The sequence below is a fragment of the Bartonella tamiae Th239 genome (assembly GCF_000278275.1).
GTDB lineage: Bacteria > Pseudomonadota > Alphaproteobacteria > Rhizobiales > Rhizobiaceae > Bartonella > Bartonella tamiae.
Genome location: NZ_JH725147.1, coordinates 1,759,401 through 1,786,105 on the forward strand (window position 1 = coordinate 1,759,401; position 26,705 = coordinate 1,786,105).

Here is a 26,705-nt window from a genome sequence, read left to right on the forward strand (position 1 = left end):
CGCGCTCAATACTGGAAAATAATATGCGTACATCACGCTGGCTCACAGCTTTTTACTTTCTTATCGTCTTGGCTGGCATTATCATTGCTTTGCCCAATCTTTTCACAAAACAACAAAGGCAAGACTATTTAAGTTTCCTACCAGATACCAGTGTGACACTTGGTCTTGATCTTCAAGGCGGATCTTATCTCGTCTTAGAAGTGGATGCTGATGCTTTAAAAAGAGACCAATTGCGTATAGTTTTGAATAATGTTCGCGCAAAATTACGTGAAGAACAAATTTCTACAACAAGTGTCCGTATGGTTGGTGATGCCATTGTTGCTACAATCTCTGACTCAGCCCAACGTGAACGAGCACTTAATGCATTAAATGCGTTAATTGCGCCCACACAAACAGCTTTTGGCACTTCGCCTGCAGATCTCGATATTGGGGAACAAAATGGCACCATTCGCGTGGCCTTAACCCAAGCTGGTCTTAATTACCGTATCAATAATGCCGTTACGCAAAGCATTGAAATTATCCGTAATCGCGTTGACCAAGTAGGGGTTTCTGAACCTTCTATTCAAAAAATCGGAACTGACCGCATAATGGTTCAACTACCAGGTCTTGAAGATCCTAATCAATTACGCCAACTTTTAGGTACAACAGCCAAGATGACTTTTCATCTGGTACCGACAAATGTTGACATGAACAATCCGCCAGCAGGTGTTTCCGTAGTATCAGGATATTCCGATGACACACAACGCTATGCAATTTATGACGATGTTGCTCTTGATGGAAGCACCCTTGAAACTGCTGCGCAATCATTTAATCCACAAAATCCAGGCCAACCAATCATTACATTTAAGCTGGATCAAGTTGGAAGCCGCATTTTTGCTGATATATCGCGTGAAAATATTGGTCGTCCATTTGCGATCGTGCTGGACAATAAAGTTTTAACAGCACCTGTTTTGCAAAGCGTTATCCCAAATGGAAATGGACAAATCACAGGCGATTTTGATGCAAAAGAAGCCTCCACCATTGCCGCTTTATTGCGTGCTGGCGCCCTCCCTACTCCTTTAACCGTTATTGAAGAACGAACCGTTGGACCTGAACTTGGTGCAGATGCCATTAAAATGGGTCTGTTCACTGGAATATTCGGCTTTGCACTTGTTGCCGTTTTTATCTTTTTTCTTTATGGCTTATGGGGCCTTATTGCCGATATTGCGTTAGCATTTCACACAATTTTAACGCTCGCTGTTTTAGGACTATTAAATGCAGCACTCACACTTCCCGGCATTGCAGGTATTATTTTAGGAATTGGGATAGCTGTTGATGCCAATATTTTGATTAATGAGCGTATACGCGAAGAAAGTCGCAAAGGTGTTGGCGCAATGGCAGCGCTTGATCGTGGCTTCAAACATGCATTTGCAACCATTGTCGATGCGAATGTGACAGCAGTTATTGCAACCATTTTACTTTTTTGGTTTGGCACAGGTCCAATTCGTGGATTTGCCGTGACGATGCTGCTTGGTATTATTATTTCTATGTTCACTGATATTACTATTGTGCGCATTATTATGGCATGGGTTATACGTAAGTTTAAAATTAAAACGCTTCATATTCAGCCTTTTTTTAATTTCATTCCACAACATACGAATTTCCATTTTATGAATGCTCGTTTTCTCGGTATTGGTATTTCAGTTGCCTTATCACTAGCATCTATCTTTTTATTTTTTAAACCTGGGCTAAATTTTGGAATTGATTTTATTGGTGGCAGTCAGGTTGCAATTACAACAAAAGAGCCTGCAGATCTTGCGACAATGCGTGCACAATTATCCAATATAGGTGTTGGTGAAGTTGCTTTGCAAAATGTCGATAATGAAAATACAATTATGATCCGCGTTCAACAACAAGAAGGCGGTGAGAGTGAGCAATCAAATGCTGTTGAAAAAGTAAAAGCTGCTGTCCAATCACTCTATCCAGATGTCACATTTGATGAAACACAAGTCGTTGGACCCAAAGTCTCTGGTGAACTTGCAACGGCAGGTTTTACAGCAGTAATTTTAGCAGCTTTGGCCATGACACTTTATATTTGGTGGCGATTTGAATGGTTCTTTGCAGTTGGTGCTATTGTAACTCTTGTTTTGGACACGACCAAAATGGTCGGTTTTTTTGCTCTTTTTCAACTTGACTTTAATCTTACTGCAATTGCCGCACTTTTAACAATTGTTGGCTATTCAATTAATGATAAGGTTGTGGTCTATGATCGGATGCGTGAAAATATGCGTCTGTATAAAAAAATGCCCTTACGTGAATTGATCGATATGTCTATCAATCAAGTATTAGTAAGATGTATTTTTACCTCTATGACAACTGTTTTAGCAATGTTGCCGATGGCGATTTGGGGTGGAAATGCTGTTCATAATTTTGCACTTCCAATGGTTGTTGGTATAATTGTGGCCACATCATCTTCTATTTTTATCGCCGCGCCCATTCTTTTGTTCTTGGGAAATTGGTGGCACAAACACCATAAAGGGCGTGCAGATTTACAGAAACTTGAAACAGCAAATAAACAATAATGAATGGGTATGGCGCGAAAAATTTTTCGCGCCATTTTTATAAAACCACTAGGCAAATATAAAACAAGACCATAAGCTTAAATAAAATGAATCAAATTAATTTTATATGCACTACTCTTGGACAGTATGACCTAACTATTAAAGAGAAAGACTTCGTTTAAAATGCCGCATGATACGCCATTGATAACAACTATTGTCGTCGGTTTATGTTTGGCATATCTTTTTGGTATTACTGCCAATCGTCTGCGCATCTCTCCTCTTGTCGGGTATTTATTAGCTGGTGTTATTGTGGGACCTTATACAGGTGGTTTTAGGGCTGATCCTGAAATCACCAATCAACTTGCTGAAATTGGCGTTATTCTTTTAATGTTCGGTGTTGGTTTACATTTTTCATTAAAAGATCTTCTCTCAGTTAAAACTATAGCCATACCAGGTGCGATCGCGCAAATGCTTGTCGCAACGTTATTAGGCGTAGCTCTTGGTAGTCTTTTAGGTTGGAGTTTTGCGACAAGTATTCTTTTCGGTGTCGCTTTATCAACAGCAAGTACGGTTGTTTTAATAAGAGCTTTGCAAGAACGTCGGCTGATTGAGACTGAACGAGGCAAAATTGCGGTTGGTTGGCTTATTGTCGAAGATATGGCAATGGTTTTATGTCTTGTTCTTGTTCCAGCACTTGCAAGCATTGCTGACACGCAAATTAATGCACCCACAGATCCTATCATTGGCTGGCTTAATCTTGGTATATGGGGTGTTATTGGTTTTACAATCATTAAAGTTATACTTTTTATTGCTGTTATGCTTATTGTTGGACGTCGATTGATACCTTGGCTTTTAAAAATAACAGCACAATCAGGATCTCGCGAACTTTTTCGTTTAGGTGTTTTAGCCATTGCGCTTGGTGTGGCGTTTGGTGCTGCCACTCTTTTTGGTGTATCCTTAGCGCTTGGTGCTTTTTTTGCTGGTATGATTATGAGTGAATCAGAACTTAGTCATCGTGCAGCAGAAGAAACACTCCCCTTGCGCGATGCTTTTGCCGTTTTATTTTTCATATCAGTGGGTATGTTATTTAATCCAATTGAATTGCTTCAAGATTTCTTTCCACTTCTTGCAACCCTTTTTATTATTATCATTGGAAAGTCCTTTGCTGCTTTCTTCATTGTACGCGCTTTTCGTCATTCAAAAGCAACAGCACTGACAATATCTGCAAGCCTTGCACAAATTGGCGAATTTTCATTCATATTGGCAAGTTTGGGATCCAATATTGGGCTTTTAAACGACACAGCACGTGATCTTATTGTTGCAGGCGCGATCTTATCAATTCTGTTCAATCCGCTTGTGTTTATTGTGATTGACAAACTTAAATTGCGATTTGAAACCATTAAATATGATGAAGAAATACCAACAGTTATTGAAATTGATCCTATCAAAAATTTTGATAACGGTTTTAATATGACAACAAAAAGCAATCACATTGTTATTGTAGGTTATGGTCGTGTTGGCAAAAAGGTAGCGCAGCACTTATTTAATAAAAATGAAAATGTCATTTTAATAGAAGATTCCACCAAAATTGCGGAAAGCGCAAAACAAGACGATATTGAAACAATTTGTGGTAATGCCATTAATCGCGATATCCTTATCGCAAGCAATATCATCCAAGCGCGTCAATTAATTATCGCCATGCGAAGTACAATTGAAGCTGGTGAAGTTTTGGCACAAGCGCGTGCCATTCATAATAATTTAATGATCATTACCCATGCTGTCTCAGAAATTGAAGCACAATATTTACTAGAATTAGGCGCCAATATTGTCGTGACAGATGAAGATGAAATTGCAAATGGAATTCTAAAACATATAATCGATCCTTGTCTTGAAGAAACGCAAAACTTAGATGAGGAAACAACACTGACAAAGCAAAACAATGCTGATTTCGATAAATGAGTAATAAAGCGTGAAACTAAAGAAATATATATGGCCACTTATAGGTATCACCGCTATGGTGGTATCAATTTATCTTCTATTTGAGAAATTATCGTCAATTTCTTTTGACGATATTGTCATCAGATTAAGAGATTTAAGTCCCCATCAATGGCTCTTTGCTTTGTTCTCATCTCTTGTCGCTTATGCGGCTCTTGCAGGATATGATCGCATTGCGCTTCAACATCTTGGCAAAAAGATTTCGTGGCTTTTTATAGCCATTTGCTCATTTACCACTTATGCATTGTCCCATAATATTGGTGCTTCTGTCTTTTCTGGTGCGGTTGTTCGCTACCGTGCTTATAGTATGAAGGGATTGAGTGGCGCTGAAGTCGCGGTTCTTGTTGGCTTTTGTTCATTCACTTTTGCTTTAGGTACGGTATTATTATCTGGAATAGTTTTGTTAATAAAACCAGAACTGATAGAATTGGTGCATGACGGAATACCGTTTTGGTTGGCTCTTGTTATTGGTGCCGTCATGCTTCTACTTGTAGGTCTCTACATACTTGGAAGTTTATTAGGTTTTAAACCTCTTAAACTAGGAAAAAATTTATCCATAACCTATCCTCGGTTTCATATTGTTGCGCAACAGCTTATTGTTGGTCCGTTAGAATTATTAGGTGCAGCGGGAATTATTTACGCCGTCTTACCAGAAGTTGGAAATCCTGGTTTTATTGCTGTTCTTGGAGTTTTTCTGGTGTCTTTTACTGTAACAATATTATCAAATGCTCCAGCTGGTGGAGTTGGGGTATTAGAAGCGGTTTTTATGGCTGGTATGCCAACCATGAATCCTGCTGATGTCATTGCAGCACTTATTGTTTTTCGATTACTTTATTTGATTATTCCACTTATTATTTCTTTGTTTTTTGTCGCAATATTTGAAATTGATCAATATCGAAAACGAAAAAACACTTAACCACATGAATAAAAATGACAATTTGTATTCCTTTGTATTGTTGTCATGATATATTTATGCGCTCTATCTCCACGCCGACTGCTGCTGGACCCAATTCTAATTTATCAACGCGTACAATGACCTTTTGAACAAGTGGATAGGCTAGGATAAAAGCAGCTATACGTTCAGCCAATGTTTCAACAAGTTCAACATGCCCAAGTGAAACGAGTGTTTTTATTCCATCAAGTATAAGATCATAAGAAAAAATATGACGCATATCTTCTGGATTTCTTGTCTGTCGAACCACGTCAGCAATAATATTAAAACGGACTTTTTGCTGACGTCCATATTCTCCCCGATAAGCACCAATTTCAATGGGCAAAATAAAATCCTCGACGATTATTCGATCTGTTCCAAGTGTATTTTTTTCAGCAATCTCATGATTTTGCAATTCGAAAGGAACAAGTGCACGAATAAGTCTATTGGTTTCACTATCACCAAAATGGCCAGGTTTTATTGGTTTTTTGATACAAAACCCAAGCCAATTTGGTGTAAAAGGAAGTAATCTGGGAATATCAGGGGCTTCTATATCTCCAAGAAAACCCGTTTTTAAGCCGATTTTTTGCGTTTTACTTAAAACATCGCCAATTTCTGAAATATCATGAAGACTTAATAAAGGGCTTTCAAAATTGTTATATTGCCAAATAAGCCCATTAAAACCATTTTTTTCAATGTTTTGAATAAAGGTGAAATCAGCATTTTGCATCATATTCACCATAGCAATTGTTTGATAATAATCAAAATGAGACTGAAATGTAGCCAATTCTTTCTGATCATCATTGTTAAAAGATAAGGATAAAACAACAGCATCGGGATTAAAAATTTTAAAAGCAGAATGCTTATTTGCTATTTTCTTATTGCATATAAGCCAGAGATGCAGTTGCCTATTACTATAATCACTTAATAATTCACGAAGAAATTTTTCATGCACAACAGCATCATCAGCGGAAATTAAAATAATATCCGCTTGCGCTTCAGCTGCAATTTGTAAATCTTCACATGATTGAATATGTACCAACAATTTTGACATTTTTTTACCTATTTATCGTCACCATTGTCCGTGTATGAAGCACTATTATCTTTCATAAAGTTGCATAATTTCATAAACACACAATGAATTTTGTACAACTTAAAAAATGCAAACAACTATGATCATAATGAAACATTTAATGTTTTATGAACACTTCAATCAAATAAAACAGTGTTGCGATATCTTAGAAAAATCTTTTAACCGCTTTTATAAAAGATCTTAGCTTAATGATTATTAAGTTTTCATAAAAACAGTTACTCATCATGATCTTCATTCTTTAAAGGTGTAATCAAGACCTTTGCAATGTTGCGCCGTTCCATTTCAACTACTTCAAAGTGCAAACCTTCAGATTCAAATCCTTCACCAGCAACTGGCAAATGGCCAAAATGCCATAACATAAATCCGGCCAACGTTGTATAACGATCATTTTCATCAACTAAATGTTTATCCAAATACCCACTTAACCGACGAATATCAGCATATCCTTCAACCAGCAAACTACCATTATCAAGCTGTTCAGCAACTACAGAATCTTCATCATCATCTGGAAAATCACCTGCAATCGCTTCCAATATATCTGTTGGTGTTGCAACACCTTCAAACGAGCCATGCTCATCAACAACAATGGCAAGTTGAATTGGCGAATCGCGTAATTGTTCCATCACACGAAGAACACTGGTATTTTCATGAACAACTAAAGGTTGGCGCATTGCTTTTTGCCAATCAATATTTTGACCTTCAGCAAGATCAAGAAGAAGATCTTTAGTGAGCGCAACACCAACAAATTCATCAATCTTATCGCGTGCTAATACCAAGCGACTATGCTTAAACTGCTTTAACTCTTCACGCATTTCAGCTTCTGCAGCATCAAGATCGAGCCATTCAATCTCATTACGGGGCGTCATGATAGAACGAACCGGACGATCAGCAAGATAAAGAACACCGCGTATCATTTCCTTTTCTTCTGGTCGAAATAAATCTGACGTTGCGGCCTGTTCAGCAATAACATCAACAGTTTCTCCAAGATTTCCTTCTTGTTTACCTCCTCCTAACAAGCGCAAAACAGCACCAGCTGTCCGTTCACGTAAATCATTGGTTGTGATAAGTTTTTCTCTGTTGTGTCGCCCAATTTGATTGAAAGCCTCGATAAGCACAGAAAAACCAATAGCAGCGTAAAGATATCCTTTTGGAATATGGAAACCAAAACCTTCAACGACCAAGCTAAAGCCAATCATCATTAAAAAGCCAAGACAAAGAATAACAACCGTTGGATGGCGATTGACAAAATGCATCAGTGGACCAGATCCCCACATCATGACGCCCATAGCAACAATAACGGCAATATACATAACCGCCATTTGATCTTTTGGGATCATTCCTGTGGCTGTTATAATACTATCAAGTGAGAAAATCGCATCAAGAACAACAATCTGTACAATAACTTGCCAAAAAACAGCATGTGCGGCACCCAGTTTTTTTTCATGGGATTCACCCTCCAAGCGCTCATGCAATTCAAGAGTGCCTTTTGCTAATAAGAATGCTCCACCCACAATTAAAATCATACTGTGCCAGCTAAAATCAAACGAACCAATAGAAAACACTGTTTCATCAAGCGTCATGACCCAGCCTATCACCATTAAGAGTGATAAGCGCATAATGAGCGCTAGGCTTAAACCAGTTAAACGGGCACGATTACGTAACCGAACAGGTAATTTTTCAGCAAGAATTGCAATAAAAACGAGGTTGTCAATGCCAAGAACAATTTCAAGAAAGATCAACGTTACAAGACCTAACCAAGCGTGAGGATCAATAATCCATTCCATGTTTTTTGTATTCCTAAAAATAATTAAACGAAAAAGTTATGTGTAGCTTGGAATATGGAGATCTATTCACGCAAATTGTGCAAATCAAAATGATAAAAAAGATTGAGCACAACATCACTAATGTCGCCATTAAAATAATGGCGCATTCTAATTTTTTTAAGAGAACAAAAATCGAATAGCGGCCTACACCGCACGATACAACTGGAAGGGTCTTCCAAACTTTGGCCGGGCATTACGCTCGAACTTCCTTTTAATATAGCACTTCAAATGTGCTTAATTGCAAAAAAACTAATAATTGCATATTTTTTTTAAAAATCAAGAGTTATCATAAAGTATTATGAAAAAAATTATATTTAAAATATGATAGACAATCCTTCATGTGATAGATATACATCATTTTTTAAACATACTGATCATTTTATTAGGGTGATTAGCTCAGTTGGTAGAGCAGCTGACTCTTAATCAGCGGGTCGTGGGTTCGATCCCCTCATCACCCACCATTAAAATTAATAAATTGTGTTAATCTTTCCTATTATTGTTTTAAATTGAATAGGGAAATGTTTTGGAAGGTATTTCTGTCTTGCCTTATCATAAATGTCGGCCTTCCATAATTCAACTTACATCTATTACAAAACAGTACCAAAAAAAGCTTAGCTTCATCCGCAATAATAACAACTTTGTGGATAAAATCAGCGGTGATCTGCCTTATTACAATGTTGTCTGTTGCATTTTATCTCGCATTGGCTGTCCTTGGTTGATGAAAGAGTCACTTTGCCAGATTGTGTTCAATCCATTGCTGTCTGCTACGGATAACTGGCAAATTTCTTTTTATGCATTTCATAACGATATACATCGCTATACCACCCAGAAACTCTTATGATGCGCTCCTTCAAGTCCCGTCTGCACTGTACTTTTTGGAAAAATCATCACTATCTGGATAGTCGAAGTCAATCAGCTTCGATGATCGGGTCGGTATTGCTTTGTTTCACCTATCTGGAGCGCCTACCATTTCTTTCTTCCGTGCCGTTGGCAAGCATCCTTTTAACTGAAACAAAGTTGCCGTGTTGTAACCACGACACTCTTTTTTTTTATCAATCCATGTTTCTACAGACATAAGGTAAAGCTCACTATTTTCTGACTCGCAGCTTGCCGCTCGTATCCAGACAGCTCCTGACCTTAAAGAGCTACAACGTGATTACCAGAGCAATCCATGGACTGGTAGCATCAAGGCACCGCATCAACAAGAGCAGTTAATCCCAACTGATACCAATCCGGCCAACAGTGGCATACGACGCGAACCCAATCTGCCAGATCATGAGGAAATCGTACCGTTGAAACCTGATTACGATCCATCGGCGGAATTTTCCATGCTCGATGATGCCGAAGAAGAACATACAAGTCGCAATGTTCGGCAGATGAAAAACGACATGCACGACCTTGTTCGTAAGGCAACACTCGACTCCAATGATGGTATCGACCTTTGAAAGGAACACCTATGAAAATCCGCAATACGTTCTATCTCACATCTAAATTACAAATTCAGCTCTATCGGCTGGCTAAGGCCAAAAAACTATCCCGAACGTCAATCATCGAGACCTCCATTGCTTTGTTGTTATCAGCCGATGCCCAGGATCGGCAGTAGGCAGCCTTCACCCATCTTCTTGACCAGATGAGCCGCCAGTTACAGTGCCTTGAGAGCGATACCCTGATCCTCACGAACATGACAGCTCTGTTCATCCGCTTCTGGCTGTTGGCGACTTTGATAAGTCTTGTTATATTTTTAAAAATATTTGCTTTATTCGCCGATAATAAAATAATTGTAATGATATCCATGTTAGGAATTGGTTTCGTTGGCGTGACAATGAAACCAGCTATAGTTTCGCGTGTTAGCAAATCGTCAATGGTCACTCGTTAGTGAATATAGTACATATATTCTTGATAACCTTTGGGATAATGATCGGTGTTTTTATCGGAGGACCAGTCCTGTCTCATGGATTGGGTCTTAGGGCACCGCTGTGGGTTTGCGTTATTTAGGCGATTATGTGGTTATTGTGTTTAACTCCTGAATAACCGAAACGTATTATAGATCATCAATATGAGGAGATTTAAATGTCTAATTTAGATGGGAAAATTGCTGTCGTTGTAGGTGGCAGTCGAGACATAGGTGCAAAATAGTGAAATCGTTAGCTCATCAGGGATCTGAAGTTATAGTCATATATAGAAACAATCGAGATGCGGCTATAAAGCTAAATGACATTAACAAGATAGGCGGTCGTTTACGTGCTGTTCAATGAGACCTTATGAACTTCAATGATATAAAATCGTCAATTATTGAAATTCAGAAACTCCATTGCAAAATTGATATTCTCATTAACAGTGCTGGTTATATGGACAGCGGCAGAACATCCCTTGGTTCGATTACTCTAGATAATAAAGTGGAGCGATTTTTTGTTAAAGTAAGGTGTATTTATGAAGAGTTCCTATTCAGCGAGATGCAGATTGTCACTATCCTGAAACTGATGACCCTGGTATTCTGATTAAGGACATTTGCCGGCAGGCATCATCATCGTTCCATCTTTATTAGCCGTTCTCATTTGCTTGCTTTTGCCTATGTGACGTTGCTTCTTACTGCCGCTCTTCAGTTTGCTTAATACGCCCAACCTTCGTCACTTTCCAACGGACTGTGATTGCAGAAGCGTCACCAGGGCCAGTGATATTATTGGCGAAGTTATAGCTGGAGCGCTCCTTGCTACCATCACTAAATGAGATCTCCAATCTGGGCGATAGCATCATAATATTAGGCAAAATTGCCGCAATGTTTTTCGTCAACAACCATCGATTTAAAAAGCTATAATGCCAATCTGAAGTCCTCTACTTGATAAAAGTCTGAATATTTACTTTTTTGGCTCTCTCAATATGGCCAATCCTTTTTTCAAGACGACTTATATTATTAAATCTATTAGGTTATGTACTTCTATCTAGTTTCAGGACAGATTCATTTTATAGAGTCCATTTTTGGTGGTTTGTGTTTCATTGGTTCGAGGGAGGATTGACCAATGAATGATTTAGTTTTGTTGAGCGAAAATCAGATGGCACGGATATCACCCTTTTCCTACTTTCTCACGGAGTTTTTCGTGTTGATAACCAGTGTGGTGACAGCAGTATTGTCTATGTCATTAAGCATGGTCTGCAATGCAAAGATGCACCTGTTGGCTATGGTCGGCATAAAACACTCTATAAACGTTTTATTCGCTGGAGCCGAATGGGTGTGTTTGACCGCATCTTTACAGCCCTTGCTGGGCAAGACCCAAAGCCTCAACGTATCACGATTGATGCCACACATCTCAAGGCACACCGCACGGCAGCACGCCTCTTAAAAGGGGGATGTTCCCCGCCACATCGGGCGCACGAAAGGTAGCTTGAGCTCTAAACGGCATACAGTCTGCAATCAAGATAGAAAGCCGTATTTAAAATTGTTGATTGGGCTGTGTCTAATAATGTTCATGTTCATCTTGTTGCTCATGCCCGAAAATCTAATTCTGACACAGGTATTCAAGGAACGGAAGAGGTCAAAGGTGCATCAGAAATCGGTGCGAACGCATTTAACATCATAACATTATGGCGTAATCGTAAACTTGAAGAGAAACTAAGCGCAGCTAAAACAGAAGAAGAAAAAGCTGAACTTACTGAAAAACCAAGTGTTGTGATGAACGTAGCCAAACGACTTAATGGAGACTTTGAAGGTATGGTTGGGCTTTGGTTCGATCATAAAAGCGTATCGTTATTTTTCGTCATACGACAATAGAACTTGGCAACGTAGTTATTTAGAACGGCAAACAAAATATCATTTGGAGGCCGCAGAATGAAGCTTATCAACTACTGGCTTTAAAAAAACCTGTCAAAAAAACATGGAAAGGATCTGCAAAAGGATATTACCCAATAGGTTTAGGGTGTCGTGAAGTATTCTTCAACCTTTATGAAGATGATAAGGTAAAACGTTCATATACAGAACACTTAGGGCAAGAATTTACCAACATACCACGCAAAGCAGACTTTAGTGCAAAAGCACAAGTTGATGCTTGGGCAAATTCAAAAGCACCTTTGCCTCGTTGTCTTTTCGACCCTTTTGAAAACGTGGGGAAACTGTAATATGCGAAAGAATGTATCTGATTATAAACAATCTATAACTAAACCTACGCGCAGTAAGTATGGCAATAAAAAAACTGTATTTAATGGACGAACATACGATAGCAAAGCAGAGGCAAGATATGCAGCTGAATTGATGCTACGTTTTAGCTGGTGAAGTTTCAAACATAGAAGAACAAAACCCATTTCCTTTAATCGTTGCTGCTGGCCGCCTGATTGGTAATTACAAAGCGGACTTTGTATTTTACGACCACATTTTAAAGCGTAACAGAATTATTGTTGTCAAACGCATTGAAACACAAATTTTCAAACTCAAAAAAATAGTTGAGGTTCTTTATGGAGTTGAGGTTGAATGTGTATAGGTGGGGTCATGAATTATTTTAAGGCAAAAGCTGAAAAGACGTATAAAGGGTGAAATGCCGTTGTAAAGCCTCCCCATAAAGGCAAAGATATTATAATCATTAATGATGAAAGAAAGCCTTTAGTTTTCATAATAAAAGTTTATGCAATGAAAGCCGTTACTGAAAATTTATTAAAATTTTTAAATGGCGATTATCGTTCATGGCATGATTTTTCAGTTGATAATGCAGCACGACAAAAAGCCAAACTACTATTCAAAAACCAATCATCAGAAAGCGTTTGATATGGCTAAGATAAAAAGAAAAAAGCAAAACAATGAAAAGATTGGCCATTTGAAAGCTCATGTCGTTACAATAGAGGTTGAAAATCCATATTTTCAAAAATCAGACAAAGAAAGTAGAACTAACCAAAATACAATTAAAGTTCATGTGAATGCAAATGAAAGTGCAATAGAAACTTTATATAGTCGTGGAAGCATTGATCTTGCTCATAAGCTTGCCGATGATAAATTAAGATATTTATGGGAAGCTTGCGGCGGTAAAGGTGCGAGTGCTATTGATTATTCACGTGAGCAAGTTGACGGTCGAGCAACTATAACGTGTGTTACAGATAAATAACTTGAAGCGGCAGAGAAATTAAAACAATGTCAAATATGGCTTGGCGATGATGGTTACAAATTAGTCATTAAATTGCTGGACAAGGCTATTAGCTGTCAGAGCTTTTTAAAGATAAAACCCAAAGAATATATGCATCTGAACATTTCAAAAAAAGCATAGACCTATTAGCCGTTAAATGGAATTATGCTAATAGGAGAAAATTTGAAATATGTGCTTGACCTCGGTAACCGAATAAGGTATATAAATACCATAATCAGAATTGTAACTAATATTAAGTTACCTAAAATCAGAACCCACACGCCTCTTAATAATGCGAACCAGTGGGTTTATTTATTTAACGCGGAATGGAGCAGAAGCAGCTCGCTTGGCTCATACCCCAAAAGATGCAGGTGCAAGTTCTTCTTCCGCGACCAGCGCATAATATAAAAATGCATTCTTGTTCAAAATAAAATAAATGAATATTTGTACTACATTTACTATCGTCTTGATTAAGGCAACCGAGGGAAACCAAGGCGGTCTTTGCTTTATGTGGTGTGTCCTTTGCCTATTTATTGTTTTGATAAAAAGTCAAAGCTGCTTCAGTTATTTCATAAAAGCCATATGGTTGGATATTTCAAAAACCACTGTTTTTAAATTCGTTAAGAATTTCAACTTTTTGATTTTTATCATATTCCTGTAAGTACTACTCAACCGTAACAGGTGTAAACCCAAGATTTGCAGTAATGTTGGGATTGTATTTATACATTGCTTTCATATAAGCTATTAAATCGCTATCAGTAGCATTAAAAACTTTAACGTTATCATTTGATTTAATATACCTTATAAAAATAATACATTAACAACAGTAAGTGCTTCTGCCCGTTCTTATATAACAACATCACAGTCAATTTACGATTTCAATTAGATTGTTGCTACAATAGTAAAAAGAGCAAATGGAATTCATTATCACTAGGGCAAGTTAAGTGAAAAAGAATTTGAAAATTTCAAAGCTGCATTTATTGAAGCAGGTATAAATTTAAAGCAATTCATTCATATTGAATGGGCTGATAATTTAGGTCAATCAATGCTTGATAAAGCCGTTGATCTTTTTGTTACAACATTTCCAATCTGTTCAGCTCTGACTGAGGTTAAAATGATGTCTTCAGGCATACCTATACTTAATCACTATGTTATTAACCCATCAATTTATCCTACAGCAGATTTTTGTGATCCTAATCAATTCTTATGGTATGATAAAGATGATTTGCTAGCTATTATTAGCACGCTCAATGCCGATATATTAACACAAAAAAGCAAATCAGCTAAAGCGTGGTTCTTATCGCATAATGACTATCAACTCTATATAAGTAGTTTATTAAATTCATTAAAAAAATCTTATCCAGTAAATAAGAAGCCTTGAATTCACATATATGATTATGATACTTTTACAGAAAATAACTTTTCTGTAAAAGTATTTAAGATTACATATTATAGCTCGAGCTTCGAAAAACAAAAAGATTTTAACACTATTCTCTTAGAAAAGATTGAAGAAAATAAATGCGATATTCAAAATATTGTAAATGAAATACAACAAGCAAATACAAATATTTCAAACAGTATGGAGCAGGTGAGCTCTAAAATAATTTTAGAGATTGAGGATAAATTTATAAAATTAAATAATAAACGCTTATCACGACGCTTTAAAAGCTTTTTAAAAAAAATACATTTTTAGAATGTATGTTGAGGTAGAATGATGGATAAAATTGATAAAAAACTAACAATTGTGATGGCTGTATATAATAAGGAAAACCTTATCAAACGTGCTATTGATTCAATTCTATGCCAAGAAACAGATTATTTATATAAAATAGTTATTATTGATGATTGTTCATCAGATGGATCACAGATCGTTATAGAAGAATATAAAAAACAATATCCAAATATTATTGAGTTTCATCAAAATAAAAAAAATATGCGTTATTTTGGGGCAGTTCTTACTGGATGCAAAAAAATTACCACACCATATTGGACTGTTCTTGATCCTGATGACTACTGGACAGACAAAAAACATCTTAATGATGCCGTAGAGTTTTTAGAAAACAATGAAGACTATGCATTATATGCTTCCAACGCAATGATGTTAAGCGATACTGGAAAAGAAATGGGGGTTATAAGTCCACTTTTTTCATGCCCTAATTATAGTCTTAAAACATCAGATATTTGCCCATATACACATACATCAGCTACCTTTTATAGAAATTATTATACACCTACCGATATTGCAGATTTAAAAAAATATATAAATACACCTTATGAAAAAGTGATTGAAGGGGATAGTTTTAGAAATTTTTGGCATTTAAATAAAGGTAAAGGTTTCTATTGCAGTACCATTAAGAGTGTTTATGAAGTTGATCAAAAAGGTATTTATTCCATTTTAAGTGATATACAAAAAGATATTTTAAATGCAAAATTATTTTATTTTTGTTATTTGTTTTTTGATAAAAATATAGAATTTAAATTTTTAAAGACAACGCATTTCTTTTTAAGAAAAATATATTCTTCACTTGCTTTCATTGATCTTGATCAGAAAGTAAAAAATGAAGTGTTTGATCTAAGTAATATTGTTTTTTTCATCAATAAAGAGTGTTCTCAGGTAGTGCCTGTTAATATCATTCGTGAGAAGCAAAATAAAAGATATTATTTATTTAAGTTCATACCAATTCTAAATGTAAAATATCGCAAAAATATTTGTAGAGTGTATATTTTTGGATTTATACCTATTTTGAAAATAAGGTACAAATAAAGTGAATAAAATAAGTTTTATTGTCATTTGCTATAATCAAGTTGATGATATTGATAATGTTTTTGAAAGTATCTTTAATCAAAATGTTGATCAAGATTACGAAGTCATTGTAAGTGATGATGGGTCGACTGATGGGACTATTGAAAAAATTCAGAAATGGAAAGAAAAGTACCATGATAAATTAAAATTATTCATTCAACCACGCGATAAAAACATTGCTATCAATGTTATGACAAGAATTGCTAATTCATTCAAATGTGCAATGAAAAACATGACCGGCCAATATTTTTGCTTATTTGATGGCGACGATTATTGCGTTAATAATAATTTTGCTAAAAATGCTATTGAAATAATGGATAAAGATAGCTCCATTGGGTCTGTTGTTTTTGATTTTGAATATAGGTTCCTTGATAAACGGGAAAAAGCTTACTATCATGTTTCAGATGAAGGCATAGTTGATAAATATGCCTTTTTTGCTAATAATTATGCGCATTCTGGAACTTTTGTTTTTAGAAACAATTTAAATAATTCGCGCATAGATGAATTAACAAATTCACCTTTTGTTATAGATAATACAATTATCCCATTCATGTTGCAGTTTGGTAATTTATATTACAAACCTGAATTATCTTATTCTTATAGAGTGTTTGGAGGCACTTGGGATAAAAGAATAGATGAAGAGAAGTTTGTGTTTACTGTGCTGATTTCAGCTATTATAAGTAAAATTTCTTCAAGATTCCAAGCTGCATTTGATAAAAGGATTTTTCAAAGCTTTAAATACATATATGATAACAAACAAAATCTACGACCTAATATGGATAAAGATACATTCGATCAATATGTAAAAATAGCTAAGGATTATAAAAGTTATTTCATTTATGATTGTTTGTTTTGGAATGAAATAAATTTTCTAAAAAGAATTAGGTTATTTTTTTGCTACAAATTATTAAAATCCAAATTAGGTTTATGATAATGGCAAGCTAAAATTATTGATATTTCATACCGAAAGTCTACATGAGAATGGTAGTTGCCTTAAAGTTAATAGAAATAATGTACGACTTATCTAATATGATAACAAGTAATTTAGAGCATCATATATTTATGAAAGAAATCAATAAAAAGAAAAGTCTTTTCAAAAGAATAAGAATTGTTTTTTCTCCTTCACTCTTGAAGTGACATTACCGTGTAGCTCGTAACGCAAGAGAAATACTTGAATTAGGACGGTACAGAGAGGCGTGTAAGCAAGCAGGTATTCCTCTGTATCTAAAAGCGCAAATCTCTGGAAGCATTACAAAAAACTAGGCTCTAAAAAGAATATTAATCCTTGCCAGTTATTTGATGTAATTTGGTATAACAATCGTTATTTCTCAGAAGATCCAGAGATTAATCCACTTGTACACTATTTAGTTATAGGCGAATGCCGAGGCTATAACGTAAATGACCTTCTTATTCCTAACGATGTTTATAAAGCGCTTTCAAATGAAATGCCGTATGGTAAAAGTTATATTTTGGGGCTTATGAAAAAGTACAAAGTCCTACAGAATAATGATTTATTTAATTTTGATTTAAAATTTTTTGAAATCTATTTTGACAAAAAAAGATATAATCTTGTAGATGGTATAACATAAGCCAAGACAAATAATATTGCATATTACTTTATAGATAAAAACAATCCATATAACAAAGATTATGGTTTTTATTTAAAAATTCAATTTTTGTATTTCAAATGCCTTATTACACAACCTTTGATCACGTTAAAATATTGGCAAATACATCCGATATTATTTTTGATAATGATAATCTCATTAATGATCTTTTCTCAAGAAATAATTCAATTTGTTTGTTTTCCAATAGTCAACGATAAATACTGCGTCTATATTATTTGAATAATGTTTTGGCTTCATGATCGTAGAATTTTATTTATGAAAACCAAACAAATAATATAAGGCGCAGTCTTGATGATTATCACTATATTATTATCATGCATTGCTCTCTTTACAGTATTTAAAATAGGATAATCAGACCATCAGATGACGATTCAATCAAATGTTTTGATATTTCTCGTCATATAAGTATAAACAGACATCAAAAAAAAATTTTAAGAATTTTATGAGTGTTATATAAATCTTGTCATTTTAAATATTTAAGAACACATTTTTTTGATTTTTTTGGTATAAAATCAAAAACCCATCGTAAATTTGCGATGGGTTTTTTTAAAAGTAAAAAAATAAAATATACTAAACATAATATACGTTATTTTTGTCAATCATACCTTTATTTTGCTCGTAAGGTTAGTTTTGAGACACCAAGTGCCAAATTTGCACCTTCATGCGCTTCAACACTTACAGGCTGCAATGAAAATGCCTTGTTATTACCAACGAGAATGCGTGCGCCAGCGCCAACACCTGCGGCCGCATTGACGCCGACACCCCCATATTCACCAGAAAGCACACCTTTGCTATAAGCATCTTTACTTGCCGCAAGAACAAGCCAAGAGATTTGCCCTGCCCCTGTTTGCCCAACATCAAGACCAAATTCTTCAATTTTACCTTTATAATGATCAGCTTGGGCACCTTTATTATTCGGCTGGTAAATACAAGAAAGTTCTTCACTGCTTTTAAAAATCTGCCCCGTCTTACCTTGTCCAGTACAAACCAACATTCCCACTGTTACCTTATCAGCCGCAAAAATATTCGATGTAGAAAATAATGCTGTTACGGTTGTGAGACCGGCAATAAAAGCAGTTTTCAACATATGAGACATTTGTTTTTCCTTTCTATAATCATCATAATTAAAATTAATGCGCCCATATCGGTTTTACGTCTATAAATTTTTTAATTTTTTGATGAATTCTTCGTGAGGCATTTTTTTTATTATAGGATTGAATTTTTAAGAAAAGAACCAATGTATGGATTAAGGGAGAAAAATATGTTGGTTAAAAAATTAACAGTTTTAGCTTTAATGACTTCAATAATTTTCAGCTTGTCTCTGAAAGGTTATACGATTGAAATTAACAGTCCTTTGGCACCTATTGCCCCACCCAAAATAGCACCTCTACCAAAAAGTGATTATGCACCTTTAAAAACCAATCGTAATTTTGAATCCCACAAAACTATTCCATCAAAACCAAGTTTTAAATTAAACAAAGGACCTGATATCAACCATCAACAATGGTGTAAAAGCCGTTTTCAAGCATATCGATCATCTGATAATACTTATGTTGATCACGGTGGAGTGAGGCAAGCTTGCAACTCACCTTTTTCTCAGTAAAAAATTGTATTTTAACAATTTGTTTGAAATAAAACAATCAATCTTATCAAATTTTAATCATAAAAATTTCTGAGTTAAAAAGGGCATTGAAATTGCCCTTTTAGCTCATTTTTACATTAATTACGCTCTTTATCGACAAGTGCATTGGATTGGATCCAAGGCATCATAGAGCGTAATTTTTCACCAACTTCTTCAATCTGGTGGGAATCATTCAAACGGCGAATACCTTTGAAACGTGCAGCACCTGCTTTATATTCCTGCATCCAATCTGAAGTGAATTTTCCTGTTTGAATATCCTGCAAAACCCGCTTCATTTCAGCTTTAGTTTCAGCTGTGATAATACGTGGTCCTGTCACATATTCACCCCATTCTGCTGTGTTTGAAATCGAATAATTCATATTGGCAATGCCACCTTCATAAATCAAATCAACAATTAACTTGACCTCATGTAAACATTCAAAATAAGCCATTTCAGGTGCGTAACCTGCTTCAACAAGCGTCTCAAACCCTGCACGAATAAGCTCGACCAAACCACCGCATAAGACCGCTTGCTCGCCAAACAAATCCGTTTCACATTCTTCTTTAAATGTGGTTTCAATGACGCCAGAACGACCTCCACCGACACCACAAGCATAAGATAATGCAACGTCATGCGCGTTTCCCGAAGCATCCTGATCAACCGCAATCAAGCATGGAACACCGCCACCTTTTAAATACTCACCACGCACAGTATGACCAGGACCTTTTGGCGCAATCATCACCACATCAACACTTTTTTTTGCTTCAATCAAACCAAAATGAACATTTAAACCGTGCGCAAATGCAATAGCCGCACCATCACGCAAATGATCATGTATATGATTTTTATAAATGTCTGCCTGTAATTCATCGGGTGTTGCCATCATAATAAGATCAGCCCATTGAGCAGCATCTGCCACAGAGACAACCTTAAAGCCATCTGCTTGCGCTTTCTGTGCTGTTTTAGAGCCTGCACGCAGTGCAATTTGAACATTTTGTGCACCAGAATCTTTTAAATTAAGTGCATGAGCGCGCCCTTGTGAGCCGTAGCCAACAATAGCAACTTTTTTCTGTTTAATGATATTAACATCAGCATCACGATCATAAAAAACACGCATGGAAAGCTCCCTTGTTAAATGCGTTAAGTAAAGTCTTTTTTTTCTTTGCCAAAAAGAATAAAAAATTGTCGTGTTGCGCTACGCGCTTCACGTATAATTTGGTCGTCATTCATAACAAATTCATCACCAAGCAATTTGCGAATTTGCATGTCACGTACAACCAAACCGAAAAATGTACGAAAGGCTTCATCAAGATTATCAAAGCATAAAAAACCTGATTCACGCCCAAGTTCAAGAATAGGCTTTAATCGATGAGCCATTGCAAAGGGTCCATTATGCAAAACAATCTCACTCAATTTTGAAGTTTGTGATGCTGCATGGCTCACCGCCAAACGATTCAATGCAATAGAGGTTTGTGAGGACAAAACCATCAACCAATCACGCGCAAAATGCTCCAAGCTAGTAAAAAGGTTTTTTTCATCAATCCCTTCACGATGCAATGGGACAACACGAACGCGAGAGGCCTGCCAACGCACCATCGCTTCCAAAAATAAATCGCGATCACCAAACCATTTATAAAGTGTTTCTTTAGAACAACTTGCCGCACGGGCAATATTTGACATTGTTAATGCCTCATCCCCTTTTACAAGCAAGTGCAAAGCTGCATCCAAAACATCGCATTGGCGTCGTGTTAATGTTTTTTGCGCAAACTCTTGCATTCTTTTTTTTAACCTTATTTATAGTACCGTACGGTACGGTTCTTGAGGTATGCAATATTTAAATTAAAAATGCAATACATATTTTTATGTCTAAAAGGAAATTTTCATAACAAAATATTTTATTGCTCATACAGTTTTTTTAACTGTATGAGCAATACATTGTTACACGGTTTGTAAAAGAATGCTCTACAATGATATCTTAGATATATGTATAATATTAGACCGTAACTTGTGTTCCAATTTCGACAACACGACCAGTTGGAATTTGGAAGTATTCAGTAGCATCCGAAGCCGTACCCGCAAGAAAAATAAAAAACTTATCTTGCCATAAAGGCATATTAGAATTTGTTGCAGGTTTGATTGACCGACGAGAAAGAAAAAAAGAGGTTGTCATAATATCAAATGTCCAACCGAGCTTGCGGCATATAGCCAAAGCCCTTGGTATATTTGGATGCTCCATATAGCCAAAAGTTAAAGTCACCTGCATGAAACGCTTATTAAATTGCGACACACGAGCACGATCAGCCGCCATAACTCTTGGTGTAGGTGCAGTTTTAACTGTCAAAATTACATTATTTTCATGCAAAACTTTATAATGCTTTAAACTATGCATTAATGCACTAGGTGCATTTTGAGGATCACCTGTTAAAAACACAGCTGTACCCGGAACAATTGTTGGCGGATTTTCGCGCATTTTTTTCGCAATAAAATCAAGTGGAACTTCATTTTTACGGCTTTTTTTAAACAATTGCCGACTGCCGCGCACCCACGTCCACATAATCGTAACAATAATAAGCGCCATACCAATTGATGCCCATCCGCCTTCATGAACTTTAACAAGATTGGCACTAAAAAACAAAAGATCAATGGATAAGAAACACACGGTGATAAGAAGACCTAAAATGAAGCTCCATTTCCAAATTCGTGTCATGACAATAAATAAAAGGGACGTTGTAACGAGCATATTGCCTGTTACAGAAATACCGTATGCAGCAGCGAGATTTGACGATTTTTCAAAACCTATCACCAAAATAACAACGACAATTGCTAAAAATAAATTAACCCGAGGCATGTAAATCTGCCCCAAAGTTTTTTCGGATGTATGCCGAATTTCTAAACGTGGTAATATATTAAGCTGAACAGCTTGGCGCGCCATAGAAAAAGCACCTGTTATAACGGCTTGAGAGGCAATAACCGTTGCCATTGTTGCTAGAATAATCATTGGTATAAGTGACCATTCAGGAAGCATTTGGTAAAATGGATTAGCCGCTGCCTGACCATGAGATAATATAAAAGCCCCCTGCCCCAAGTAATTGAGAATAAGACAAGGAAAAACCACCCAAAGCCAAGCCGCAACGATTGGTTTGCGGCCAAAATGGCCAAGATCTGCATAAAGTGCTTCTGCACCTGTTACAGCCAAAAACACCGCCCCAACAGCAGCAAATGATGTTGCAGGATTATCCAATATATAATTTATACCATGCCAAGGTAAAAGTGCTTTAAAAATCGATAAATCATCGAAAATATGATAAAGTCCAAAACCACCAAGGGCTAAAAACCAAAGAAGCGTTATCGGTCCGAATATAGTGGCCACTTTTCCTGTACCAAACCTTTGGACAGAAAATAGAGCGATCAGAATACTTACCGTAATAGGCACAACATAAGGTTGTAAATTAGGTGCCACTATTTCCATTCCCTCCACGGCCGAAAGAACAGAGACAGCTGGTGTAATCACTGCATCGCCAAAAAAAAGTGACGCCCCTAAAATACCAACGGCAACAGCCCATCCCCCTTTTTTCTTGAATGTTGTGCGTGCTAAAGCCATGAGTGATAATATACCACCTTCGCCGTTATTATCGGCACGTAAAACAAAAACCACATATTTTATAGTAACGATAAGAACCAAAGCCCAAAAAATGAGCGAAATCACACCAAAAATATCAGCTTGAACGATCGCTTCAGATCCAGCACCTGCGTGCAAAGCTTCACGAAAAGCATAGATTGGGCTTGTGCCAATATCACCATAGACGACACCGATCGCGCCAAGCAAAAGCATACGAAAACTTTCTTTGCTATGATCGCTTGTTTCATCCAATTTGGATATTTCTGTTTCAGAAAGGTCTTTGTCTTCAACCGTAGCCATCAGGCATTCCTTTCACAAAAGCCTTACATAAAAGGCAATGTTAATATTGAAAATTAATGTAATTTGACAAAAAGAGTGCGCATATTAAGCAAATTAAAAACGACATACATCGTATGTTTCATGGATCTTAAGTCATGATATTGCACTTTTAAAACGTTTCACTGTGTCTATCATACCATATTCAAGCGCATCTGCAATTAAACCATGGCCAATTGAAACCTCATCAAGCCAATTGATGGCTTTCACCAACGCAGGAAGGTTCTCTACTGTCAAATCATGACCTGCATTTACACCAAGTCCAAGCTTTTTTGCTTTTTGCGCGGCTGCAACAAGACAATTTAATGCCTCGCTTTGTTTTTTTAAATCATCATATGCATCACCGTAGGGACCTGTATAGAATTCAATACGGTCACAATCTAAATCTTTTGCCTTTTCTAACCCTTGAACTGTGGGATCAGCAAAAAGAGATACACGGATATTATTCTTCTTTATGTTATGAATTATAGGAGATAAAAAGTTTTCATCCTTTATAAAATCCCAGCCATGATCTGACGTCGACTGTGTTGGAGAATCAGGAACCAGAGTAATCTGATTTGCAAACGTACAAGCATTCTCTAAAAAATGCGATGTCGGATAACCTTCAATATTAAATTCAGCATGAGGAAATTCTTCATCAATCAATTTGCGTATATCGGCCAGATCACGAAAACGGATATGTCGTTCATCTGGTCTTGGATGTACAGTAAGTCCATCAGCTCCTGCATTTAGCGCTATACGCCCCATTTTAATAATATTTGGCCATGGCAAATTCCGTCTATTGCGTAAGACCGCGATGGCATTTAAATTAACTGAAAGTTTTATCGTCATCGATTAAACCTTTTTCCACATCACCCATTTTGCAAAATAAGATCATAAGAGGGGTTGGAACCAAATGGGACTGTCTACATATAACTTTATGAAGACAAATGAAAGGGCAAAAAAATGTTACCAGAAAATACTCTATCAGCAATTAAAAAAATTAAAACAAATCGTGAAAATGCATTTGCATTCTCAATAAATGGTTTACTGACATCCGCTGATGTGGAAAATTTTTATGGATTATTTGTTGCCGCGTCTACTAATCAAGAAACTATTGATATGATTATTATCTTTAATGAATATGATGGCATTGATTGGGGAACATTATTTAATGAAGATACGAGTGCCATTCGGGCTGAAGCTTTTAAAAAACTTCATAGATATGCAATTGTCGGCGGACCTGCATGGCTTAATCTTGCAATCGAATTCTTCCGTCCCTTTGGAATCATTCAAACAAAATGGTTTAATATCAATGACATTGATAAAGGATGGGAATATATTGATGCTCAACCTGTTGAGGATGATATATCTTCATAAAAAAATGAAACAATATTTCCAAACATCGTATATTTCGTTGTTTTTAAGATCACGTCTTTATTTACGATCATAGCACACTACGTTGTCACGTTGATTTTACCTATGAAAATGTAGGCGAAACTTACTCTTTACGTATCTTTTCCTAATAAAATTAAATGCAACATCTCCATCATTATAAATTATGAAATACGATAAAATTAACTCTTATCACATCTAGAAAACTCGTTTTTTCTCATTTTTTGAATGAGAATAACAGCCTGTATTGATTTTTTTGTAGATTTTACGAAAATTTAAGTGGAAAAAAATAACAGATCTTTGTAACAAGAAAGCAAAAGTCATGTTATCACTTCATTCATGGCGATAAATTTTTAAAATGATCGATTCTTAATGAGATCATTGTAACAAACTTACCATTAGTACAGATGCCAGTGACAAACCTTAAATGGTCAAAAGGCAGCTGCACGACAAAAGGGAGGCCCATGGCTTACGAAATTGAAGAATTAAAAACACCGCGTCCTCATCGCGCTTTTTATCGACACCTTTATGTACAAGTTATATTCGCAATTATATGTGGCATAGCTTTAGGACATTTTTGGCCTGAAATTGGTGTATCCTTTAAACCTCTTGGCGATGCATTTATTAAATTGGTAAAAATGATCATCGCACCTGTTATTTTCTTAACAATTGTTACAGGCATCGCAGGTATGAGTGACTTAAAAAAAGTTGGTCGTGTTGCAGCTAAAGCGATGATTTACTTCTTAACATTTTCAACTTTGGCATTAATCATTGGTTTGATTATCGGCAACGTGGTGCAACCAGGTGCCGGCATGCACATCGATCCGACAACATTAGATGAAAATGCCGTTAAAGGCTACGCTCAGCAAGCACATGATTCTTCTATCATTGATTTTTTAATCAATATTATTCCTAATACTGTCGTTTCTGCATTTGCTGATGGGAATATTTTGCAAGTCCTTTTCTTTTCTGTTTTATTTGGAATTGCACTTGGAGGTGTTGGTGAAAAAGGAAAGCCTGTTCTTGATTTCATACAGGCTTTGACGACACCAATTTTTAAACTTGTTTCCATCTTAATGAAAGCCGCTCCAATCGGTGCATTTGGTGCAATGGCTTTCACGATTGGACGTTATGGAATCGGATCTGTTGCCAATTTGTTTTTTCTGATTGCAACATTTTACATTACATCAGCACTATTCGTCATCATGGTCCTAGGAATAGTCTGCCGTTATAACGGATTTTCAATCTTTTCTCTTATTCGCTACATTAAAGATGAATTACTATTGGTTTTAGGAACATCATCATCAGAAGCCGCTCTTCCCTCACTTATGGATAAAATGGAAAAAGCTGGCGCAAAAAGATCCGTTGTAGGACTTGTTATTCCAACAGGATATTCTTTTAATCTTGATGGTACAAATATCTATATGACTTTAGCGACGCTTTTTATCGCTCAAGCTTTGGATATTCCATTGAGTTTAGAACATCAAATTCTCGTTCTCATCGTTGCAATGATTTCTTCTAAAGGTGCAGCCGGCATTACTGGAGCAGGCTTCATCACATTGGCGGCAACACTTGGCGCCGTACCTGCAATACCTGTTGCTGGTATGGCTATCATTCTTGGTATTGACCGTTTTATGTCTGAATGCCGCGCACTAACAAACATTGTTGGCAATGCTGTTGCTTGTATTGTTGTTGCACGGTGGGAAAAGGAATTGGATACTGACCAATTACATAAAGTCCTTGGCGGACATGAACGTGGATCCCATACTGCTTAACGCGACAAAATAAAACAAAGCCAACGGTGACTGGACATATAGCTTCCGACACTTTTGAAGAAAA

Annotated in this window: 21 protein-coding genes and 2 tRNA genes; 14 read left to right on the forward strand and 9 right to left on the reverse strand. The window is 36.3% G+C overall.

Going from position 1 to position 26,705, the window contains the following annotated elements; genetic code table 11:
- The first annotated feature begins 23 nt into the window (after positions 1-23).
- The 3 genes from secD to ME5_RS07980 all read left to right on the forward strand — a co-directional run bounded on the left by secD (position 24) and on the right by ME5_RS07980 (position 5,451).
- Positions 24-2,561, forward strand: coding sequence for a protein translocase subunit SecD (gene secD, locus ME5_RS07970; RefSeq protein ID WP_008040053.1), 2,538 nt, complete (start codon positions 24-26; stop codon positions 2,559-2,561).
- Positions 2,562-2,723: 162 nt separating this feature from the next.
- Positions 2,724-4,499, forward strand: a complete 1,776-nt coding sequence (locus ME5_RS07975) for a cation:proton antiporter domain-containing protein (protein ID WP_008040055.1) — start codon at positions 2,724-2,726, stop codon at positions 4,497-4,499.
- 10 nt (positions 4,500-4,509) lie between these two features.
- Positions 4,510-5,451 (forward strand): lysylphosphatidylglycerol synthase transmembrane domain-containing protein, encoded by a 942-nt coding sequence (locus ME5_RS07980; protein ID WP_035000159.1) that lies wholly within the window; start codon positions 4,510-4,512, stop codon positions 5,449-5,451.
- A gap of 43 nt (positions 5,452-5,494) precedes the next feature.
- On the opposite strand, the gene ME5_RS07985 is transcribed toward ME5_RS07980, so the two are convergent.
- Positions 5,495-6,520 (reverse strand): dihydroneopterin aldolase, encoded by a 1,026-nt coding sequence (locus ME5_RS07985; RefSeq protein ID WP_008040058.1) that lies wholly within the window; start codon positions 6,518-6,520, stop codon positions 5,495-5,497.
- Positions 6,521-6,774: 254 nt separating this feature from the next.
- Positions 6,775-8,343, reverse strand: coding sequence for a TerC family protein (locus ME5_RS07990; protein ID WP_008040059.1), 1,569 nt, complete (start codon positions 8,341-8,343; stop codon positions 6,775-6,777).
- Positions 8,344-8,767: 424 nt separating this feature from the next.
- Here ME5_RS07990 and ME5_RS07995 point away from each other — a divergent pair.
- A tRNA-Lys gene (locus ME5_RS07995) sits at positions 8,768-8,843 on the forward strand.
- Between the two features lie 485 nt (positions 8,844-9,328).
- Here the strand turns inward: ME5_RS07995 and ME5_RS10900 are convergent.
- Entirely contained in the window at positions 9,329-9,457 is a 129-nt protein-coding gene (locus ME5_RS10900; RefSeq protein WP_008040063.1) for a hypothetical protein, read from the reverse strand.
- A gap of 110 nt (positions 9,458-9,567) precedes the next feature.
- Complete coding sequence (locus ME5_RS10660) at positions 9,568-9,795, reverse strand: hypothetical protein (protein WP_196793512.1); 228 nt, start codon at positions 9,793-9,795, stop codon at positions 9,568-9,570.
- 1,735 nt (positions 9,796-11,530) lie between these two features.
- Between ME5_RS10660 and ME5_RS10990 the strand changes: the two genes are divergently transcribed.
- The 7 genes from ME5_RS10990 (at position 11,531) to ME5_RS08040 (ending at position 17,218) form a co-directional block, all read left to right on the forward strand.
- Positions 11,531-11,761 (forward strand): hypothetical protein, encoded by a 231-nt coding sequence (locus ME5_RS10990; RefSeq protein ID WP_425338866.1) that lies wholly within the window; start codon positions 11,531-11,533, stop codon positions 11,759-11,761.
- A gap of 69 nt (positions 11,762-11,830) precedes the next feature.
- On the forward strand, positions 11,831-12,148 hold the full coding sequence (locus ME5_RS08010; RefSeq protein WP_008040068.1) for a hypothetical protein: 318 nt from the start codon (positions 11,831-11,833) through the stop codon (positions 12,146-12,148).
- 886 nt (positions 12,149-13,034) lie between these two features.
- Positions 13,035-13,466 carry a hypothetical protein gene (locus tag ME5_RS08020; protein WP_008040072.1) on the forward strand — a complete coding sequence of 144 codons (432 nt, stop codon included), beginning with the start codon at positions 13,035-13,037 and terminating at the stop codon, positions 13,464-13,466.
- A 338-nt stretch (positions 13,467-13,804) separates the two neighbouring features.
- Positions 13,805-13,879, forward strand: a tRNA-Met gene (locus ME5_RS08025).
- Positions 13,880-14,529: 650 nt separating this feature from the next.
- Complete coding sequence (locus tag ME5_RS08030; RefSeq protein WP_008040073.1) at positions 14,530-14,865, forward strand: hypothetical protein; 336 nt, start codon at positions 14,530-14,532, stop codon at positions 14,863-14,865.
- 330 nt (positions 14,866-15,195) lie between these two features.
- The gene (locus ME5_RS08035) at positions 15,196-16,248 is read left to right on the forward strand and encodes a glycosyltransferase family 2 protein (protein ID WP_245256514.1); all 1,053 of its coding nucleotides are present in this window, start codon (positions 15,196-15,198) and stop codon (positions 16,246-16,248) included.
- Position 16,249: 1 nt separating this feature from the next.
- Positions 16,250-17,218 carry a glycosyltransferase family 2 protein gene (locus ME5_RS08040; protein ID WP_008040077.1) on the forward strand — a complete coding sequence of 323 codons (969 nt, stop codon included), beginning with the start codon at positions 16,250-16,252 and terminating at the stop codon, positions 17,216-17,218.
- Between the two features lie 1,304 nt (positions 17,219-18,522).
- Here the strand turns inward: ME5_RS08040 and ME5_RS08045 are convergent.
- Positions 18,523-19,011 (reverse strand): DUF992 domain-containing protein, encoded by a 489-nt coding sequence (locus ME5_RS08045; RefSeq protein ID WP_008040079.1) that lies wholly within the window; start codon positions 19,009-19,011, stop codon positions 18,523-18,525.
- Positions 19,012-19,176: 165 nt separating this feature from the next.
- Between ME5_RS08045 and ME5_RS08050 the strand changes: the two genes are divergently transcribed.
- Positions 19,177-19,518: a BA14K family protein gene (locus ME5_RS08050; protein ID WP_008040080.1), complete on the forward strand. Its 342-nt coding sequence runs from the start codon at positions 19,177-19,179 to the stop codon at positions 19,516-19,518.
- 116 nt (positions 19,519-19,634) lie between these two features.
- On the opposite strand, the gene ilvC is transcribed toward ME5_RS08050, so the two are convergent.
- The 4 genes from ilvC to ME5_RS08070 form a co-directional block, all read right to left on the reverse strand.
- Positions 19,635-20,654, reverse strand: coding sequence for a ketol-acid reductoisomerase (ilvC, locus tag ME5_RS08055; RefSeq protein ID WP_008040082.1), 1,020 nt, complete (start codon positions 20,652-20,654; stop codon positions 19,635-19,637).
- A gap of 23 nt (positions 20,655-20,677) precedes the next feature.
- Complete coding sequence (locus ME5_RS08060; protein WP_008040085.1) at positions 20,678-21,313, reverse strand: TetR/AcrR family transcriptional regulator; 636 nt, start codon at positions 21,311-21,313, stop codon at positions 20,678-20,680.
- A 217-nt stretch (positions 21,314-21,530) separates the two neighbouring features.
- On the reverse strand, positions 21,531-23,456 hold the full coding sequence (locus ME5_RS08065; RefSeq protein WP_008040087.1) for a potassium transporter Kup: 1,926 nt from the start codon (positions 23,454-23,456) through the stop codon (positions 21,531-21,533).
- A 132-nt stretch (positions 23,457-23,588) separates the two neighbouring features.
- Positions 23,589-24,323: a pyridoxine 5'-phosphate synthase gene (locus ME5_RS08070; RefSeq protein ID WP_008040089.1), complete on the reverse strand. Its 735-nt coding sequence runs from the start codon at positions 24,321-24,323 to the stop codon at positions 23,589-23,591.
- 114 nt (positions 24,324-24,437) lie between these two features.
- On the opposite strand from ME5_RS08070, the gene ME5_RS08075 reads away from it, so the two are divergent.
- Together ME5_RS08075 and ME5_RS08080 are read left to right on the forward strand one after the other, a co-directional pair.
- Positions 24,438-24,851 (forward strand): SpoIIAA family protein, encoded by a 414-nt coding sequence (locus tag ME5_RS08075; protein ID WP_008040090.1) that lies wholly within the window; start codon positions 24,438-24,440, stop codon positions 24,849-24,851.
- Between the two features lie 479 nt (positions 24,852-25,330).
- A complete protein-coding gene (locus ME5_RS08080; RefSeq protein WP_008040091.1) occupies positions 25,331-26,641 on the forward strand; it encodes a dicarboxylate/amino acid:cation symporter in 1,311 nt (436 codons plus the stop codon).
- The last annotated feature ends 64 nt before the right edge of the window (positions 26,642-26,705 follow it).

Bases quoted from the DNA above. Each gene is read 5' to 3' on its own strand.
- ME5_RS08035 (WP_245256514.1), top strand. From the start codon at position 15,196: ATGATGGATAAAATTGATAAAAAACTAACAATTGTGATGGCTGTATAT.
- ME5_RS08065 (WP_008040087.1), bottom strand. From the start codon at position 23,456: ATGGCTACGGTTGAAGACAAAGACCTTTCTGAAACAGAAATATCCAAA.
- ME5_RS07985 (WP_008040058.1), bottom strand. From the start codon at position 6,520: ATGTCAAAATTGTTGGTACATATTCAATCATGTGAAGATTTACAAATT.
- ME5_RS10900 (WP_008040063.1), bottom strand. From the start codon at position 9,457: ATGTCTGTAGAAACATGGATTGATAAAAAAAAAGAGTGTCGTGGTTAC.
- ME5_RS07990 (WP_008040059.1), bottom strand. From the start codon at position 8,343: ATGGAATGGATTATTGATCCTCACGCTTGGTTAGGTCTTGTAACGTTG.
- ME5_RS08060 (WP_008040085.1), bottom strand. From the start codon at position 21,313: ATGCAAGAGTTTGCGCAAAAAACATTAACACGACGCCAATGCGATGTT.
- ilvC (WP_008040082.1), bottom strand. From the start codon at position 20,654: ATGCGTGTTTTTTATGATCGTGATGCTGATGTTAATATCATTAAACAG.
- ME5_RS08020 (WP_008040072.1), top strand. From the start codon at position 13,035: ATGGCGATTATCGTTCATGGCATGATTTTTCAGTTGATAATGCAGCAC.
- ME5_RS08050 (WP_008040080.1), top strand. From the start codon at position 19,177: ATGTTGGTTAAAAAATTAACAGTTTTAGCTTTAATGACTTCAATAATT.
- ME5_RS07975 (WP_008040055.1), top strand. From the start codon at position 2,724: ATGCCGCATGATACGCCATTGATAACAACTATTGTCGTCGGTTTATGT.
- ME5_RS08075 (WP_008040090.1), top strand. From the start codon at position 24,438: ATGTTACCAGAAAATACTCTATCAGCAATTAAAAAAATTAAAACAAAT.
- ME5_RS08045 (WP_008040079.1), bottom strand. From the start codon at position 19,011: ATGTCTCATATGTTGAAAACTGCTTTTATTGCCGGTCTCACAACCGTA.
- ME5_RS08030 (WP_008040073.1), top strand. From the start codon at position 14,530: ATGCTTGATAAAGCCGTTGATCTTTTTGTTACAACATTTCCAATCTGT.
- secD (WP_008040053.1), top strand. From the start codon at position 24: ATGCGTACATCACGCTGGCTCACAGCTTTTTACTTTCTTATCGTCTTG.
- ME5_RS08070 (WP_008040089.1), bottom strand. From the start codon at position 24,323: ATGACGATAAAACTTTCAGTTAATTTAAATGCCATCGCGGTCTTACGC.
- ME5_RS08080 (WP_008040091.1), top strand. From the start codon at position 25,331: ATGGCTTACGAAATTGAAGAATTAAAAACACCGCGTCCTCATCGCGCT.